The sequence below is a fragment of the Enterococcus sp. AZ141 genome, from assembly GCF_051714385.1.
Taxonomy (GTDB): Bacteria; Bacillota; Bacilli; order Lactobacillales; family Enterococcaceae; genus Enterococcus_D; species Enterococcus_D entomosocium.
Map to the genome: position 1 here is coordinate 3452097 of NZ_JBIORT010000001.1, position 14371 is coordinate 3466467.

15 protein-coding genes are annotated in these 14371 nt (G+C 41.6%); 5 read left to right on the forward strand and 10 right to left on the reverse strand.

Annotation, left to right across the window (positions count from 1 at the left end; genetic code table 11):
* Positions 1–7 precede the first annotated feature (7 nt).
* The 7 genes from IGI89_RS15880 to sfsA form a co-directional block, all read right to left on the reverse strand.
* Complete coding sequence (locus tag IGI89_RS15880; protein WP_005236948.1) at positions 8–1405, reverse strand: PTS sugar transporter subunit IIC; 1398 nt, start codon at positions 1403–1405, stop codon at positions 8–10.
* A gap of 81 nt (positions 1406–1486) precedes the next feature.
* Positions 1487–1804: a PTS lactose/cellobiose transporter subunit IIA gene (locus IGI89_RS15885; protein ID WP_005236949.1), complete on the reverse strand. Its 318-nt coding sequence runs from the start codon at positions 1802–1804 to the stop codon at positions 1487–1489.
* A 38-nt stretch (positions 1805–1842) separates the two neighbouring features.
* Complete coding sequence (locus tag IGI89_RS15890; RefSeq protein WP_005229471.1) at positions 1843–2160, reverse strand: PTS sugar transporter subunit IIB; 318 nt, start codon at positions 2158–2160, stop codon at positions 1843–1845.
* A 134-nt stretch (positions 2161–2294) separates the two neighbouring features.
* A complete protein-coding gene (locus IGI89_RS15895) occupies positions 2295–5009 on the reverse strand; it encodes a sigma 54-interacting transcriptional regulator (protein ID WP_016613177.1) in 2715 nt (904 codons plus the stop codon).
* Positions 5010–5075: 66 nt separating this feature from the next.
* Positions 5076–6350, reverse strand: a complete 1275-nt coding sequence (locus IGI89_RS15900) for a DEAD/DEAH box helicase (protein ID WP_016621253.1) — start codon at positions 6348–6350, stop codon at positions 5076–5078.
* 14 nt (positions 6351–6364) lie between these two features.
* On the reverse strand, positions 6365–7366 hold the full coding sequence (locus IGI89_RS15905) for a Gfo/Idh/MocA family protein (RefSeq protein WP_438735836.1): 1002 nt from the start codon (positions 7364–7366) through the stop codon (positions 6365–6367).
* Between the two features lie 18 nt (positions 7367–7384).
* Complete coding sequence (gene sfsA, locus IGI89_RS15910) at positions 7385–8110, reverse strand: DNA/RNA nuclease SfsA (RefSeq protein ID WP_016613175.1); 726 nt, start codon at positions 8108–8110, stop codon at positions 7385–7387.
* Between the two features lie 182 nt (positions 8111–8292).
* Here sfsA and IGI89_RS15915 point away from each other — a divergent pair, with 182 nt between their 5' ends.
* From IGI89_RS15915 to IGI89_RS15925, 3 genes are all read left to right on the forward strand, one after another.
* Positions 8293–8637: a DUF4828 domain-containing protein gene (locus tag IGI89_RS15915; RefSeq protein WP_008381130.1), complete on the forward strand. Its 345-nt coding sequence runs from the start codon at positions 8293–8295 to the stop codon at positions 8635–8637.
* A gap of 214 nt (positions 8638–8851) precedes the next feature.
* Positions 8852–9016 (forward strand): hypothetical protein, encoded by a 165-nt coding sequence (locus tag IGI89_RS15920; RefSeq protein WP_008381128.1) that lies wholly within the window; start codon positions 8852–8854, stop codon positions 9014–9016.
* 241 nt (positions 9017–9257) lie between these two features.
* Positions 9258–10592, forward strand: a complete 1335-nt coding sequence (locus IGI89_RS15925; protein ID WP_008381126.1) for a serine hydrolase — start codon at positions 9258–9260, stop codon at positions 10590–10592.
* Positions 10593–10649: 57 nt separating this feature from the next.
* Here the strand turns inward: IGI89_RS15925 and IGI89_RS15930 are convergent, their stop codons facing one another.
* Complete coding sequence (locus IGI89_RS15930; protein ID WP_008381124.1) at positions 10650–11162, reverse strand: GyrI-like domain-containing protein; 513 nt, start codon at positions 11160–11162, stop codon at positions 10650–10652.
* A 124-nt stretch (positions 11163–11286) separates the two neighbouring features.
* On the opposite strand from IGI89_RS15930, the gene IGI89_RS15935 reads away from it, so the two are divergent.
* Positions 11287–12486, forward strand: a complete 1200-nt coding sequence (locus tag IGI89_RS15935; RefSeq protein WP_008381122.1) for a YdcF family protein — start codon at positions 11287–11289, stop codon at positions 12484–12486.
* 48 nt (positions 12487–12534) lie between these two features.
* Here the strand turns inward: IGI89_RS15935 and IGI89_RS15940 are convergent, their stop codons facing one another.
* Together IGI89_RS15940 and IGI89_RS15945 are read right to left on the reverse strand one after the other, a co-directional pair.
* Entirely contained in the window at positions 12535–13044 is a 510-nt protein-coding gene (locus tag IGI89_RS15940; RefSeq protein WP_005236965.1) for an HD domain-containing protein, read from the reverse strand.
* Positions 13045–13168: 124 nt separating this feature from the next.
* Positions 13169–13930 (reverse strand): TrmH family RNA methyltransferase, encoded by a 762-nt coding sequence (locus IGI89_RS15945; RefSeq protein WP_008381120.1) that lies wholly within the window; start codon positions 13928–13930, stop codon positions 13169–13171.
* Positions 13931–14025: 95 nt separating this feature from the next.
* Here IGI89_RS15945 and IGI89_RS15950 point away from each other — a divergent pair, with 95 nt between their 5' ends.
* Complete coding sequence (locus tag IGI89_RS15950) at positions 14026–14304, forward strand: acylphosphatase (protein ID WP_005236969.1); 279 nt, start codon at positions 14026–14028, stop codon at positions 14302–14304.
* The last annotated feature ends 67 nt before the right edge of the window (positions 14305–14371 follow it).

Consider the following 14371-nt stretch of genomic DNA (forward strand, 5'->3'; position numbering starts at 1 on the left):
TATTTGATTAGTTCTCTTGGTCTGCTGGATTGATTTTGTTGGCAGCAATAATAAATGGTGCCCAGATCAATAAAGCTACAGCCAAATTAATAATTGTCAAGATGATCGCACGCCAGTCTCCACCGGTAGCTAAGAAGCCACTTAGGATCGTTGGCATTACCCAAATCACATTTACCACAACTGGTGCAACTAACCCTAAAGTTGTTGCAAAGTAAGCAATCGTTGCTGTAACTAACGGTGCAACAATAAATGGAATGATAAACAATGGGTTTAACACGATTGGTAGACCAAACATTACTGGTTCATTGATATTGAACAACCCAGGTCCAATCCCTAGTTTACCAACTGTCTTATAGTCGGCACGTTTAGAGAATAGCAAGATTGCGATCAAGAGCATTAAAGTCACACCTGCTCCACCAGGCCAAACAAATGCTTCGAATGAACCTGCTACCCATTTATAAGGAACAGCTTCCCCTAATTGATAAGCATTAGTATTTTCAACCATTGCCACACCATAGATCGATTGTAGAACAGGTCCCATGATATTTGTTCCATGTAATCCAAAGAACCACAAGACATGGACAAGTAAAACAATGATAAATACGGCAAAGTACCCTTGAGAGAGACCCAATAATGGTTTTTGGATCGATTCGGAGATCCAGTCAATTATCGGCATACCGACAAAGCGTTCAAATAGATAGTAAATCAAACCTGAAGCATATAGTCCGGCAATCCCAGGGATAATCGCTGCAAAGGCACGGGAAACTGCTGGTGGCACTGAATCTGGCATTTTGATAATAATATTTTTTTGCATCAATTTTGCAAAGATAATAACTGAAACGAAACCAAAGATGATTGCCGTGAACAATCCAGAGCCACCCATATAGGCGCTAAATGGGAAGTAGCCCCAGCCTGCAGCGCTGATCGTTGAACCATCTGCTGCAAATCCTGATGTAGCACTTGTACTGTTGATCATGTCTACCACGTTTGCTGGTAGTGCTTCTTCTAACGCTAAAGAAAGAGAAGCAGATTGTGGAATACCCATAATAAATGCTGCTAAAGAGACCAACGCACCTGATAGTGCATCAACATTGTAAGCCTTCGCTAAATTATAACCGAATGAAGCTGAGAAGATAACCGCCATAATTGCTAAGGTACCTGTCCAAACTAAACCATTGACTGCGATCACTGGCGTGAAAAATTTCGTGATTGCATTGTCCGCACCAAGATAAGTGTTTGGAAAATCACGCATGAAGGCGTTCAATAATACTGCAATTGCCCCAGCCATCGTTGCTGGCATCATTCCGATAAAAGCATCCCGCAAGGCAACCAAATGCTTTTGCGCACCAATCTTAGCTGCAACCGGGAGAATGTGTCTCTCCATCCAACTTGTTAATCCATCCATTCTTAATTCCTCCTATAAGTTCTATTCGTCAAAGAAGATTTTTTGATTCATCGACAATAACTACTTCTATCCGTTCAAAGATTATTCGTTATTTAGACGTCGATAGACATCAATGATTTCTTTCGCTAAATCGGTAAATGCGATTGATGTCATTAGGTGATCTTGTGAATGCACGGTCAACAATGTCACGGTCATATGATTGCCTTGCGCTTCTTGTGTCAACAATCCTGTTTGCGAATGATGCGCTTCCACAAGAGATGCTTCAGCATCTTTGATTTTTTGGTCAGCTAATTCGAAGTTCCCTTCTTTTGCTGCCGCGATTGCTTCCATTGCGTCACTTTTTGCATTACCACCATACATGATCAATCCCATAATGGCTTCCAAATTTTGCTCATCCATCTTTAAAAATCCTCCTTACACTTCGATCCTAAAAAATCTTAGTTCATTAATGTTTCTGCTTGTTGCAATACTTTTTCGCCGTTCATCATGCCATAGTCTGCCATGTTGATCACGTCCAAAGGAATGCCTTTTGGTGCTAATTTTTGTTCAAATTGTGATTTCATGAAACGTACTTGTGGTCCTAACAATAGAACATCGACTGGTTTTGACTCCAAATGTTGGTCGGCTTCTGAAGCTGAAACAGCAAAGATATCTGCTTCCATTCCTTTAGCTTCGGCTGCTTTTTGCATTTTTGTCACCAATAGACTGGTACTCATTCCTGCTGAACAAACCAGCATAATCGTTTTTTTCGCCATCGCGCATCTGCTCCTTTCTGTTGTAAGTTACACTTTACTATAAAGCAAAAAGCGTGCCAAAAAAAAATAAGTTCAGACCTTTATTTATCAATGGTCTGAACCAATTTCTCATTTACACACTCGCAGTTTTTTCATTACACACTAAAATTGTGTGCGGATTCATCATAATTTTTGATTTTGTTTTCTAAAAACATTTGGGTTAAATAGGCGATCTCATCTTCAGAAAATTTGATTTGATAATTTTTTTCAATTTGTAATAAATGGGTTCGTAAAACATCCATTTCAATTCGGTACCGTTTTTGGAAAGTAGCTAAGTTGACGAAAGTACGGGAAGGCTCCTTCTTCAATAAACTTTCTACCAAAAAGGCTAAATGAATGACTAATCCTGCATCGACGGTTGGTTCTACAATCACATGCAATTGATTTTGAATCTGATGAACGATTCGTTGCAGGCTTTCGATCAGATGATAGACGGACCCAACATGAGTTATCGTATTTTCCAATGAACGCACGATCTTTTCGATCGGCACTTCATCTGAAGCGATTCGTTTTAGCACATTCAAGCGATTGTCATCAAAAACATCATAGGCGGAGAAAAACGGAATGTTTTGATAATCGATCTCGACGGTGCCGGCAATAGCTTTGATCTCATATTCTTCTAGCAAGCCGTCAATATGTTTTTTGAAGGTTTCTTTTTCAATAAATTGCATTTGGATGATCTCGACTTTTGATTGATCGACGACGGGATAAATTCGTTGATAAAGTTTGGCAGCGACACCTTCCCCAGTAAAGCAAGTAACGATGACTGCCTTTTTATTTCCTTTTGCTTCACGAACCGTACGGAACTGTTCTTGTACGATGGTTTCAAAAGAACGCTGAATGTTTTGGTAGATATCTTCTAAACTGCGCCCACTCTCTGCCATCCGCAAAGCTTCTAAAACAATCATCGTGCTGACCATCGAAATAGCTTTCGTACGAATCCCCGTCTCTTCGGAAATCAAATTCGCAAATGAATTGAGGGAGCCCATATCGGTTAAAAGCAATAAGCCATTGCTCATCTTCTCTTTGTTTTCATTGATATAATTCAACAGCTGGTCATACATTTGCCCGACTTCCATATCCAAAGACATATTCATTGCCTTGCCATGGTCGGTCTCCAGCAGCTCTTGGGCTGTCTCCAGCATACTGCTGGCAGTTGCCTTGCCATGCATCAAGACAATGATCTCGATTTTTTCAAGGGGCAATGGCGAAGGCTGTTTGACTTGAATCGCTAAAAACATACTGATAAAGCCGATTTCATCAAATGGGATCTCGACATGACGTTCCTCTTCAATGATCGTCGATAAATCCATTGCCACTTGAAATTCGGATTTTAAGTTTTTTCTAATCGTGTTCAAATCCGGATGAACGATCATATGTCCCTCTTTAACACGTTCCAGCGTACTTTGCAAATGCAACGCAAAGGCAAAACGGGCTTTTTCACTATAAGTTCGATCTAACCTCTGACCTGCCAAGTCATAAAGAACATTGGTCAGTTTCCAAATGTCTTCTGGAATCAACTCTTTATGAACAGGGTTTTGGATCAATTCTTCGACATATTTTTCAAAGTAGGCATCCACATCCTTAGAGATCAAGTTTTCTAAATCAACATTGGCTACACCGGTTTCAATCAGTGTGCTGACTTTTTCTTCGATCTCATTGTACACCTGCATATTCCGTTGCGGATCACGAGACCAGACAACATCTGGGTCGCCGGGTTCGAAACTCAGAAAGTCGCCTTTGCCATCTAAAAACCGATCCAAGCGTTCTGACATTTCTTTGATCTTCAACAGCCCTTTTTGAACTTGCAGTGAGCAATCGCCTTTTCGAATCAGGAGGTGTTTTTTCCCATAGGTCCGATAATGTAAGAATGCCTTCGCACAGACGAGTTTCAGGTCTCGCTTGATTTGACCGATGTTGCCTTCTGCATCATAGAGCATAAAGGCCAATATCGCATCTCGCTCGACATCGATCCGCTGATTTAGACGGGTCGCCTCTTGCTTGATAAACAAGGAAATGATTTCATACCGTTCATCTAGCGAACGACTTTCCACATTTGGCAAAGTAATAGCCATGGGAATTCGCCGATTGAAGGTCGTCAAAAAGGTTTCTGATGATTCAGTGGTGGCACCAATGATCTGCACGGCGGCTTCATGAACTTGGTTGCTTTCCCCTAATGGGCGGTAGATCCCTTTGTCAATGAAGGTAAAGAGCATTTCTTGGCCTTCTGGCGGCAGTCGATGGATCTCATCCAAGAACAATATGCCGCCATCGGCTTTTGCCATAAGTCCTGGACTATCTTCTGCAGCACCTGTGTAGGCCCCTTTTTTGATGCCAAAGATGTGACCAAACAACAACTGCGGATTTTGTGCATAATCCGCACAATTAAACGATACGAAAGGAGCATCTTTTTCTAACATATTTGATTCAACCGCAAAGTGATACATACATTCGGCAAATAAGGATTTACCGGTACCTGTCTCTCCAAAAATAATGGTATGGAGTCCTCTAGGCGGATATAAAATTGCTGCTTTGGCTTGCTGGATACTTACTTTTAAAGAAGCTTGAACCCCAACAAGACTTTCAAAACTCACTTCAGAGGAAACATCCACATGCACCGTTTCTTCTAATGGCTCATAAACGACCGGACGGCCGGAACGTTTGCCGATTTTCTTTTCTTTATAAAGCTCACTGAGATAACGGCTTGCATTGCTGCGATCGATTTGTAAGATTTTAGCGACGTCAACTGCGGTCAACCCTTGCTTATGCAGTTCGATCGTTTGAAAAATCTCTTCTTTTCGCGAATTCATTCGATAGCCTCCTCATTTTTTTACACACTAATAATAAACAACGTTAATGGTAACACAAAAAGACGCTCAATGGCGTCTTTTTCCTTTGTCTTTTTGCTTTTTCGTCTTTTTCTTGGTCTTTTTAACAGGAGTGTGTAATTTTTCAGATGTTTTCTTGGAAATTTTCTGCACACTTACTATTTTCGTTTCTTTCTTGCTTTCCTTTTCGATAACAGGTGCTTCTGTGTGTAATTGTCCCCCATGCAGATAGACTTCCTTGAGTTCTATGGACAATTGATTCGCGATTTTTTTCAAATCCTTCAACGAATGGTCTTGAACGATCGTGACGACGGTTCCTTCTTTGCCCATTCGTCCAACACGTCCTGCCCGGTGCAGATAGGATTCTTTTTCTAACGGGACTTCCGTATTGATGACATAAGGCAAATCCACCACATCTAAGCCGCGAGAGGCGACATCGGTCGTCAATAATTCTACTAGTTTTCCTTGACGGAAGCTCTCCAGTGCGCCTTTTCGGGCAAGTTTGTTTTGGTCAGATGCTAATGATGCCACCGGCAAGCCGTGAAACAGCAGTTTTTCTTCTGCATTTCCCATTGCGCTTAATTCATTGAAGAAAACCAAGGCTTGAAAGCTTGGTAAATGAGCAAAGCGCCTTAAAGCATCCACGATTCGTCGTTGCGGATAATTCAAATAGTAGTGATGGATCACGCCTTTGCTCTGATCTTCTTGGGTAACATCAATGATCAGCGGCTCTTTTGTCACCAATGGTCGAATCTCATCAATCACTTCGTTAGCGGTTGCTGAAAAGAAACTACGCTGGATTTGTTTTGGCAATGTTTGATTGATCTTGGCAGCCAGTGTGAAGGCCCCTTCTTTCAATAATTGGTCAACCTCATCTAATACCAACGATTGCAACTGCTGGGTCTTGATTTTTTTTGCTTTGATCAATTCTAACACTCGGCCTGGGGTGCCAATCAAGACCTCGGGCTTGTCTTTCAGTTTTTCCACTTGGCGTTTTGTACTTGCGCCACCAATTAGGGGCAGAACGGTCAAACCAATGGCTTGGGCCCATTCCCGGGCCACTTCTGTGACTTGCATCGCTAATTCTTGTGAAGAAGTCAAAATCAACAACTGATTGCCTTGCTTTACCTCGACTTTTGTTAACAGTGGCAAGAGGTACGCCAATGTTTTACCAGAACCGGTCGGTGAGACTCCAATGACAGACTCACCATCTTTTAAAGGGCCAAAGGTTTTCTCTTGGATCAGGGACGGTGCGTGATACCCTGCCGCTTGCCATTTTTCCTGCCAGATGTCTGGCAATTGTGTCAATTCAAATACTGTCATAAATGTTCCATTCCTTATTTTTTATCTGCATCAAAAATGATGCCTGCTTGTTTACGCATAAGAGCGATGGTTTCATTGACACTGCGAGCAAGTTCCACCCATTCCTCATACCGTTGTCCTTGTTGGGGATCATTTTTGTTTTCGATGATGTCTGCAAAGTCTTGTGCTTCTTCGATCATCGGGTTTTCTAAAGCACTTACTGCTAATGCCTGGGTTTGTTTTGTTTTTCGCTCATAAAACGCGGCTTCTTCGATGGCATTGACGGCATTTAGGTCTAATGTACCGTCTTCAAAATAGATTTCTGAACGCAACTCTGAATCAGCAATTTTTCCTGTTTGGATTGTGACATCAAAGTCAGCATAGCGCAACACTGCGGTCCCGATACCATCTACACCAGTCGGTAATTTACGAGCAAAATAATGAACATCTTGCGGTTTGCCAAACCAAGCGACCGCCGCATAAATCGGATAGACGCCCAAATCCGCTAAGGCACCGCCAGAAAAATGTGGAGAAAAAATATTTGGTTCCTCCCCAGCTAGTACAGCGTCATAACGAGACGAATATTTCATATAAGAAAAGGTCGCCCCAAGAATGACACCGCGTGTCGGTAAGAATTCGGCTACAGTAGAAAAACTTGCTTCATGGATGTTGCGAGCTGCTTCAAAGAATAATACCTGTTGCTGATTTGCCAATTCGATGATCTCCGCCATTTCCTCAGGCGTTGAAAAGGCTGGCTTCTCCACAATGACATTTTTTCCTGCTAAAATACCTTGCTTGGCTTGTTCAAAGTGCAAACTATTCGGAGACGCGATGTAGACCGTGTCCATATGAGCTAAGCCAAAAAAAGTGTCCAGATCGGTCGCATATTCGATGTCCCCATATTTTTCTCCAAAACGTTGTGCCGTTGCTAACTTTCTTGAGTATACGGCAACCAATTGATAGCGTTTGGTTTCGTGGGCTGCTTGTACAAATTGATCGGTGATCCAATTTGTGCCGATAATCCCTAAATGAATCATGTTTTTTCCTTCTTTCTTCTATAGATTAGGGTCGTCAAAGACGACATTCAAATCAAAAGGGATTGGTTCTTTGACCGTGATCATCCCTTGGTTTACTTGGCAATTATAGGCAAACACTTCGACACCCTTGCTTTGCGCTTCAGCGATTTTAGTGGCCAGATCCGGTTGCATCTGTCGATGGATCGTGGCGATTTGCACCGCTTCAAATTGGATCATAAACAAAACCGCCGCATAATAGCCAGCTTCTTTGGCATGGATCAATTCATTGACGTGTTTCAAGCCACGAATGGTTGGTGCATCTGGAAAAGCACCGACTTGCTTGTTTTCAAGGGTCATTCCCTTGATTTCTAAAAAGCCTTTTTCTTGTTCATCTGTTTCAAAATAAAGGTCGAATTTTGATGTCCCATAGACAACTTCCCTTCGCAAAAGCGCGATTCTCCCTTTGATATTTGGCAACTGGATCGTGCCATCCAAGAGGCCTTCATAGCCTAAACGATTCGGTACTTGACTATCGATGTTGATCCATTGGTCTTGTTTCTTGACTGAGATCAAGTCGTAATTGGTTTTGCGTTTCGGATTGTCCCAATATTGCAGGGTAACAAGCGCACCTTTGTGCAAGAGCTCTTTTCCTCGTCCGGTATTTTTTACATGGACGATTACTTCTTGACCGTCAACGAGACATCGGGCAATGAACCGGTTGTCTCGCACGAGAAACGTGGCTAAAAGGGTATTCGGATAATTCATTTTCTCACCTGCTCTTTTGAATCATAGCATATTTTGATAAAAACTTCTAAACTTCAAACTAAAGTACCATGCTTTTTTACCTTCTCATGGTATACTTATGGCAATTATTTTCTAGTGCGAAAAAGTGGACACCTGTCCACAAGGCACAACTTGATGAATCCTAAATGATAGGACGTGTATAAATGAAGAAAAGGTCTATTTTGATTGGTTTATCTCTTGCAACGGGCGTGGTCAGCTCCTTGCTGTTGCGAAAAGAAAAACAAAAAAATGAGAATCGCCAGAATTTCATTGGTAATTGGCGTTTTACTTCCAAGACAAAAGAAGATGTCACGATAGAAATAGCCAATGATTATTCATTGACCATCGAAGGCAAGCCTTTGACTGCTTCCATCGTTGAATTGACTCCGATGCGGTTAGTTTTACTGGACACATTTGGCTATCATTTAGTTCTTGAACAAAAAGGCTCCGTCATTACTTTATATGATGAAGCAGAAGATTGCCACTATTCTTTGACAAAAATCATCTAAAATCGCTGAGAAAGCCAAGTTCATGTTTTCTTCACATTTTCTTCGGTCAATTCTCAGACTTTTTATCAGCATTTCTTGGCAATCCATGCTATCATTAACTTAACAAGTGGTTGAACAAGGTGTTCCGTTGAGTGATGTTTGATCGTTCATAGATTAAGGTGTAGGTTCGATTCCTACCTTCCACATTTATTTTAAATAGAAAGAAGGGATTTTTATGTTAACGACCTTTATTTCACTCTTTTCCATCTTTGCTTTAGCTGCATTGTTAGCTGGGACATTCTTTTTAGCAAAATTGGCTATGCAACAAGAAACGAAGGCGGTGAAAGTTCCCGTCAGAGTCCAAAACCAAAACCCGAGAATCCATTCCAATCGTCGCTAAGTGAATCAGTTTGACCCTATGTCAATTCACAAAAACTTGCCTTCTATTTTATAGGAAGGTAAGTTTTTTTGTTAGCTATTATTTACAGTAAACAACCTTAGTCACGTAACGTCTCAATTTGTCTACTGAGGGATCGGTCTTACGCAATTAAATGCTAAGTTTTCTCTTAGAGTATTGCAACGGTGGATACTCTTTGTTAAAATTTTTGCTTAGATACAACTTTAAAGGAGCTACTACATATATGCAGAAAATAACCAAGTTCGGGTATTCCATCGTTGCTGCTTTGGCAATCCTCTTTGCTGCTGCCGGCTTACCCGTCGTTTCGTATGCTGATGATACAGCTATGAGCGCCGAAGAGATCCAAGATTTTTCAGTCGATGCAAAAGCCGCTTATTCCATTGATTTTGACACAGGCAAAGTGTTGTATGATCAAGATGGTGAGACCGCCATGGGCATCGCCTCCATCACCAAGATCATCAGTCTCTACCTTGTAGCTGAGCAAGTAGAGCAAGGAACCATCGCTTGGGATGATCCTGTCCCTATTTCAGATTATGCCGCGAATCTCAGCGTGTCGCCAAACTTATCGAATGTCCCTTTGCATCAAGACGTTACCTATACAGTAAAAGATTTGTATGATGCCAGTTATATCCAATCTGCAAATGCTGCAATCGTAGCGCTCGCGGAGCTGATTGCTGGGTCTGAAAGTGCCTTTGTTGATCAAATGCAAGAAAAAGTGCAATCATGGGGCATTACCGATGCAAAGATCGTTAATGCTTCTGGCTTGAACAATACTTATTTAGGGGACAATATCTATCCCGGGTCAACTTCCACTGACGAAAACGAACTATCCGCAAAAGATGTCGCCCTGATTGCTCGCCATTTGCTGCAAGACTTTCCAGACGTTTTAGAAGTAACAAGTCTTTCCACCAAACAATTTGGCGAAGGTTCCTATTCGCCTGTCGAGATGGTCAATTGGAACTGGATGCTTCCAGGTTTTACGAATACTAAAGATGGTGTTGACGGTCTTAAGACTGGTACGACAGATATGGCAGGCGCCTGCTTTGTCGGAACCGCCGTCAAGGATGGTCAACGAATTATCACCGTCGTGCTAAACGTCAATGGTCATGCGGAAAATCCAAGCGTACGTTTTATCGAAACAGGTCGGTTGATGGACTACTCCTTCGATGCTTGGGAACAAGTAGAAATTCTACCAGAAAATGCACAGTTAGAAGATACACAGACGGTGTCAGTCAAAGATGGGAAAGAATTGAGTGTTCCCGTTGCCTTAAATCAAGGTTTGACCTTATGGGTACGTGGAGATATGGATGCAACAGCCTTTGAAACAACCATTGACTTTAATGAGCATTATCGTGATTCTGCCCTGCAAGCGCCATTGACTGAGGGCACAGAAGTCGGTACTGTAAGTGCTTCGATTCCAGCTGATACGCTTGGTTATATTGATGCTTCTGATCATGACGAAACTGCAGGATTGGTCACAACACAAACGGTAGAAAAAGCCAACATCTTTGTTCGTGCTTGGCGCGGTGTGTCTACCTTTTTCGAGAATCTTTTTTAATCCAAACCAAAGAAAAAATCTGTCCTGAGCAAAGATTGCTTCTCGGACAGATTTTTTTTATTCTACCGTTTCCACCGTTGCTGCTGCCAAAGGCTCAACAGGGAAAAACAATTCAACTTCCCCTTCTTTAAAATGAGGAAGATATCTTTCTTGGATCGCTGCTGACAAGTGGACGTTATTTTCTGGTAAAACTTCCATCAACATTTTTTCAGTCATCATGGTCAAGTTTTTTTCATCCGTTTTTACAACGAGATAGGTCATTGCGGGCATTTCCCAACGGACCCAACCGACGGGAGGAAAATTTTCTGTATGGACTTGAACGCCTGCCAAATAACGGCCGGTTTCTTGCCAAGGCTCTAACCAATTGGTGCCATCACTCATTAAGCCCCAAAATTCCAGTTCTTCTGCCTTTTGATCGCTCACTAGAAATTCGATCTCTTCAAAATCCTTTGTTGCAAGTTCCCATAGCGCTGGTACCCAAGAAGCTCCTTCTTCCGCTAATCCCTTGCCTTCTTTTCCGATCACATAAAAAGCGGGCCGTTCAACGCGAATCACTTCACCTAATTGCATGTTCCTTCCTCCTTCTTTTCTTCATTTTAGCGAATTGCAAGAAATTCAGCAACTTTGACCTTAGCAACAAGCAATTTTTGTCATTTTTCGGTATACTAGGTGTATCGTTAAAGGAGTGAAAAACATGGATTTTACGCAATTGCTGATTTTTGCCATCAGCTATTTGACGGGTGTGATCGTCGTTCAAAAGTGGCGCAAGAGTAAAGATGAGCCAGATATTTTCTTTTTTGAGTGCTGTTGGACGATTTTAGCCCTGCTGATTTATTTAGCCGTCTCAGAATTACGGACAGGCAGTTTCTTTATTCTAATACCAGTCGCCTTCGCCGGCCTTTTTTTATTTTCTTATCGGCGCAACAAGCACCGACTCGTAAATGGCTTGCTCTTTAATTTGTTTGTCTTAGCATTTGGTGGCTACCTAGTCATTAATCTATACCGAACACAAGATATTCTTGTAGGTGGTCTATTGGCTGTTTTGCTAGCGATCTTCTTTGCTGTATTATTATTCGGCTTAGCCATTCTCGTGGTCTTTCTTTACTGGAATTCCATTATTGTTTTACGAAGAGAGTCGCGATCAATCGCCAATCTATTGACCCTGATCTTAGCAGTGGTTTTGACCGTTTTATTATTTTCAGATACCCTTTTGCACTTTTTCCCGGATTGGATCCGAACCTTATTCGGCGTTGTTCCCCTAAGTCTGATGTATCTATTTGTGGTCTTTTTGAACTTTTTATCGATTTCAGTCATTTATCAGTTCAATCATCCTCGTTACAATCAAGATTTTATCATCGTCTTAGGAGCAGGTCTTTTGAATGGCACCACGGTCTCCCCTTTATTGGCCAAGCGTATCAATAAAGCAATCTCGTTCTACGAAGCGCAATTTAAAGCGAAAAAAACCGCTCCTCGGTTACTGATGTCAGGCGGCCAAGGAAGCGATGAAAAGCTGCCAGAAGCTGTCGCGATGAAAGAATATGCAGTTGCGCAAGGAGTGCCCGAAGGAGAGATTTTAGTAGAAACAAATTCCACGACTACTTATGAAAACATGAAGTTTTCGAAAGAAATCATGGATTCCTTAAAGCCAAATGGCTACAAAGTTATTTTTTCCTCCAACAATTACCATATTTTTCGTGCCGGTCTCTATGCAGATCAAGCACAACTTAAAGCGGATGGTATCGGAGCACCCACCGCCTTTTACTATTTACCAAATGCCTTCTTACGAGAATTCGTAGCGATCCTTTTTATGCACAAAAGACGACACTTAATGGTATTGATCACCTTACTGATCCTTTATGTAGGCGCAGCGATCCTCCAACTTATTTTTGGCTAAGCAAACAAAAAAAGTTCTTTGAACCGGCTGGTTCGAAGAACTTTTTTCTTATTGAATCGTACGATGTTTCTTCCAGAAACGTTGTTGCCATTTTTCTTTCATACTTTCTGTAAGTGGTTCTGATGCTTCTTTGATCGCACAATATTTGTCAACCATTGTGACAATATAGCTTTCTTTATAACGTGGCGGCGCAATCGTTGCTCCCCACATATGTTTCAAGATGATATCTTTTTCTAGATCACTTAGTTCAGTGATTTTTTCAGCATTTTTTACTGCAATTCGTGGATGCATATACGCATGGGTACCTTCATCAAACTTTGTGGTACGCCAGTCATAGTAGAATAAATCATGAAGGAGTCCTGCACGAGCTGTTGCACGAGCATCACCGCCCCATTTCTTGGCCAATTTGTAACTATAATAAGAGACGCTGATCGAATGTTCCAAACGTGTGGAGTTCATATGCTGCACAAAGTTGGCTAATTTTTTTACAGCTTCTGTTTCTAACAGGTCAGCCACGTAAGACATATATTCGCTATCTTCTTGCCATTTTTCTGTCATAAATTTTTGTCTGCCACCTTTTTTTGATCTGCTTGATTGTTACAAGACAAAGTATAGCACCTATTCATCGAAGATTCTAGGTGAGGTGCAATAGATTCAAATAGTTTAACAGTTCCTTAAAAATCTATCTGACAGAAAAATACATCAAAATTCCGGCTGCAATGGCGACGTTCAATGATTCCGCCTGACCATAGAGGGGAATATACACATTTTTGTCAGTCAAAGCCAACAGTTCTGGGTGAACCCCTTGTCCCTCGTTACCTAAAATGAAGGCAGTTGTTTGTTCTTTAGGAAGCTCGGTATAAGGAACGGCTTCTTTATTTAATTCGGTGCCATAAATCGTCACGCCAGCTGAGCGTAGCTGCTTTAGAAATGGCGGGATCGCTCCTTCTAAAATCGGCAAATGATAGTTGCTTCCTTGCATGCTGCGTAAGACTTTTGTGCTGTAAAGATCTGCTGTTCCTTCGCCGAGAAACACCCCGCTAAATCCAGCAGCATCCGCTGTTCGAATCATGGTACCAACGTTCCCGGGATCTTGCACATTATCTAAAATCAACCAATTACCCGTCAGTGTCTGTAAGTTTTGCTCTTGCTTTTCCACCACGGCAAAAATTCCTTGTGGTGTTGGTAAATCAGAAAGCATCGCTGCGATCTCCTCTGTGATCAAATAGCTTTCTTCCTGATAATCATCGAGCTGCCCGTTGGCTTCGCTTAACCCTCGCGGTGTCACCAACAACGCTTTGATAGGTACTTTGGCCTGCAGCGCTTCTTGCACTAAATGCCAGCCATCGATCAAATACGTATTGGTCTGTGTACGGTGTTTTTTTTGTGTTAGTTTTTTGATTTCCTTGATAAAGGTATTTTTTTTCGATTGAATTTCTTTCATGTGGTCACCTCGATTTATTATAGCATGAGTCAATCGATCTAACTTGTTCTTTTACTGAAAAAACGCTATCATTATAAGCAGAGGAGGGATTGTCCATGAAGAAACTACGAATCCATGTTCAAGGGCGTGTCCAAGGTGTCGGCTTTCGTTATACCACGAAAATGCTTGCCGATCAGTTAGGGGTCACAGGATCTGTAAAAAATGAGGCAGATGGTTCTGTTTCGATTGAAGCAATGGGAGATGAAAAAATCATCGATGCCTTTGTTGCCGGAGTGAAAGATTCTCCTTCTCCCGCTGGAAAAGTGAACCAAATCGACATCCAACCAGACGATACCATTAAAGAACGTACTAGCTTTGATGTAGTCTATTATTGATAATTGAATGTTTTCTAAGTCGAAAGATTGATTTTTCAATGAATTTCTCTTTGTACATTGAAATAGT

Excerpts from the sequence above, each read along its gene's own strand:
- IGI89_RS15935 (WP_008381122.1), top strand. The coding sequence starts at position 11,287 with ATGGATTTTACGCAATTGCTGATTTTTGCCATCAGCTATTTGACGGGT.
- IGI89_RS15915 (WP_008381130.1), top strand. The coding sequence starts at position 8,293 with ATGAAGAAAAGGTCTATTTTGATTGGTTTATCTCTTGCAACGGGCGTG.
- IGI89_RS15880 (WP_005236948.1), bottom strand. The coding sequence starts at position 1,405 with ATGGATGGATTAACAAGTTGGATGGAGAGACACATTCTCCCGGTTGCA.
- IGI89_RS15930 (WP_008381124.1), bottom strand. The coding sequence starts at position 11,162 with ATGCAATTAGGTGAAGTGATTCGCGTTGAACGGCCCGCTTTTTATGTG.
- IGI89_RS15895 (WP_016613177.1), bottom strand. The coding sequence starts at position 5,009 with ATGAATTCGCGAAAAGAAGAGATTTTTCAAACGATCGAACTGCATAAG.
- IGI89_RS15890 (WP_005229471.1), bottom strand. The coding sequence starts at position 2,160 with ATGGCGAAAAAAACGATTATGCTGGTTTGTTCAGCAGGAATGAGTACC.
- sfsA (WP_016613175.1), bottom strand. The coding sequence starts at position 8,110 with ATGAATTATCCGAATACCCTTTTAGCCACGTTTCTCGTGCGAGACAAC.
- IGI89_RS15945 (WP_008381120.1), bottom strand. The coding sequence starts at position 13,930 with ATGAAAGAAATTCAATCGAAAAAAAATACCTTTATCAAGGAAATCAAA.
- IGI89_RS15885 (WP_005236949.1), bottom strand. The coding sequence starts at position 1,804 with ATGGATGAGCAAAATTTGGAAGCCATTATGGGATTGATCATGTATGGT.
- IGI89_RS15940 (WP_005236965.1), bottom strand. The coding sequence starts at position 13,044 with ATGACAGAAAAATGGCAAGAAGATAGCGAATATATGTCTTACGTGGCT.
- IGI89_RS15920 (WP_008381128.1), top strand. The coding sequence starts at position 8,852 with ATGTTAACGACCTTTATTTCACTCTTTTCCATCTTTGCTTTAGCTGCA.
- IGI89_RS15925 (WP_008381126.1), top strand. The coding sequence starts at position 9,258 with ATGCAGAAAATAACCAAGTTCGGGTATTCCATCGTTGCTGCTTTGGCA.
- IGI89_RS15950 (WP_005236969.1), top strand. The coding sequence starts at position 14,026 with ATGAAGAAACTACGAATCCATGTTCAAGGGCGTGTCCAAGGTGTCGGC.
- IGI89_RS15900 (WP_016621253.1), bottom strand. The coding sequence starts at position 6,350 with ATGACAGTATTTGAATTGACACAATTGCCAGACATCTGGCAGGAAAAA.
- IGI89_RS15905 (WP_438735836.1), bottom strand. The coding sequence starts at position 7,366 with ATGATTCATTTAGGGATTATCGGCACAAATTGGATCACCGATCAATTT.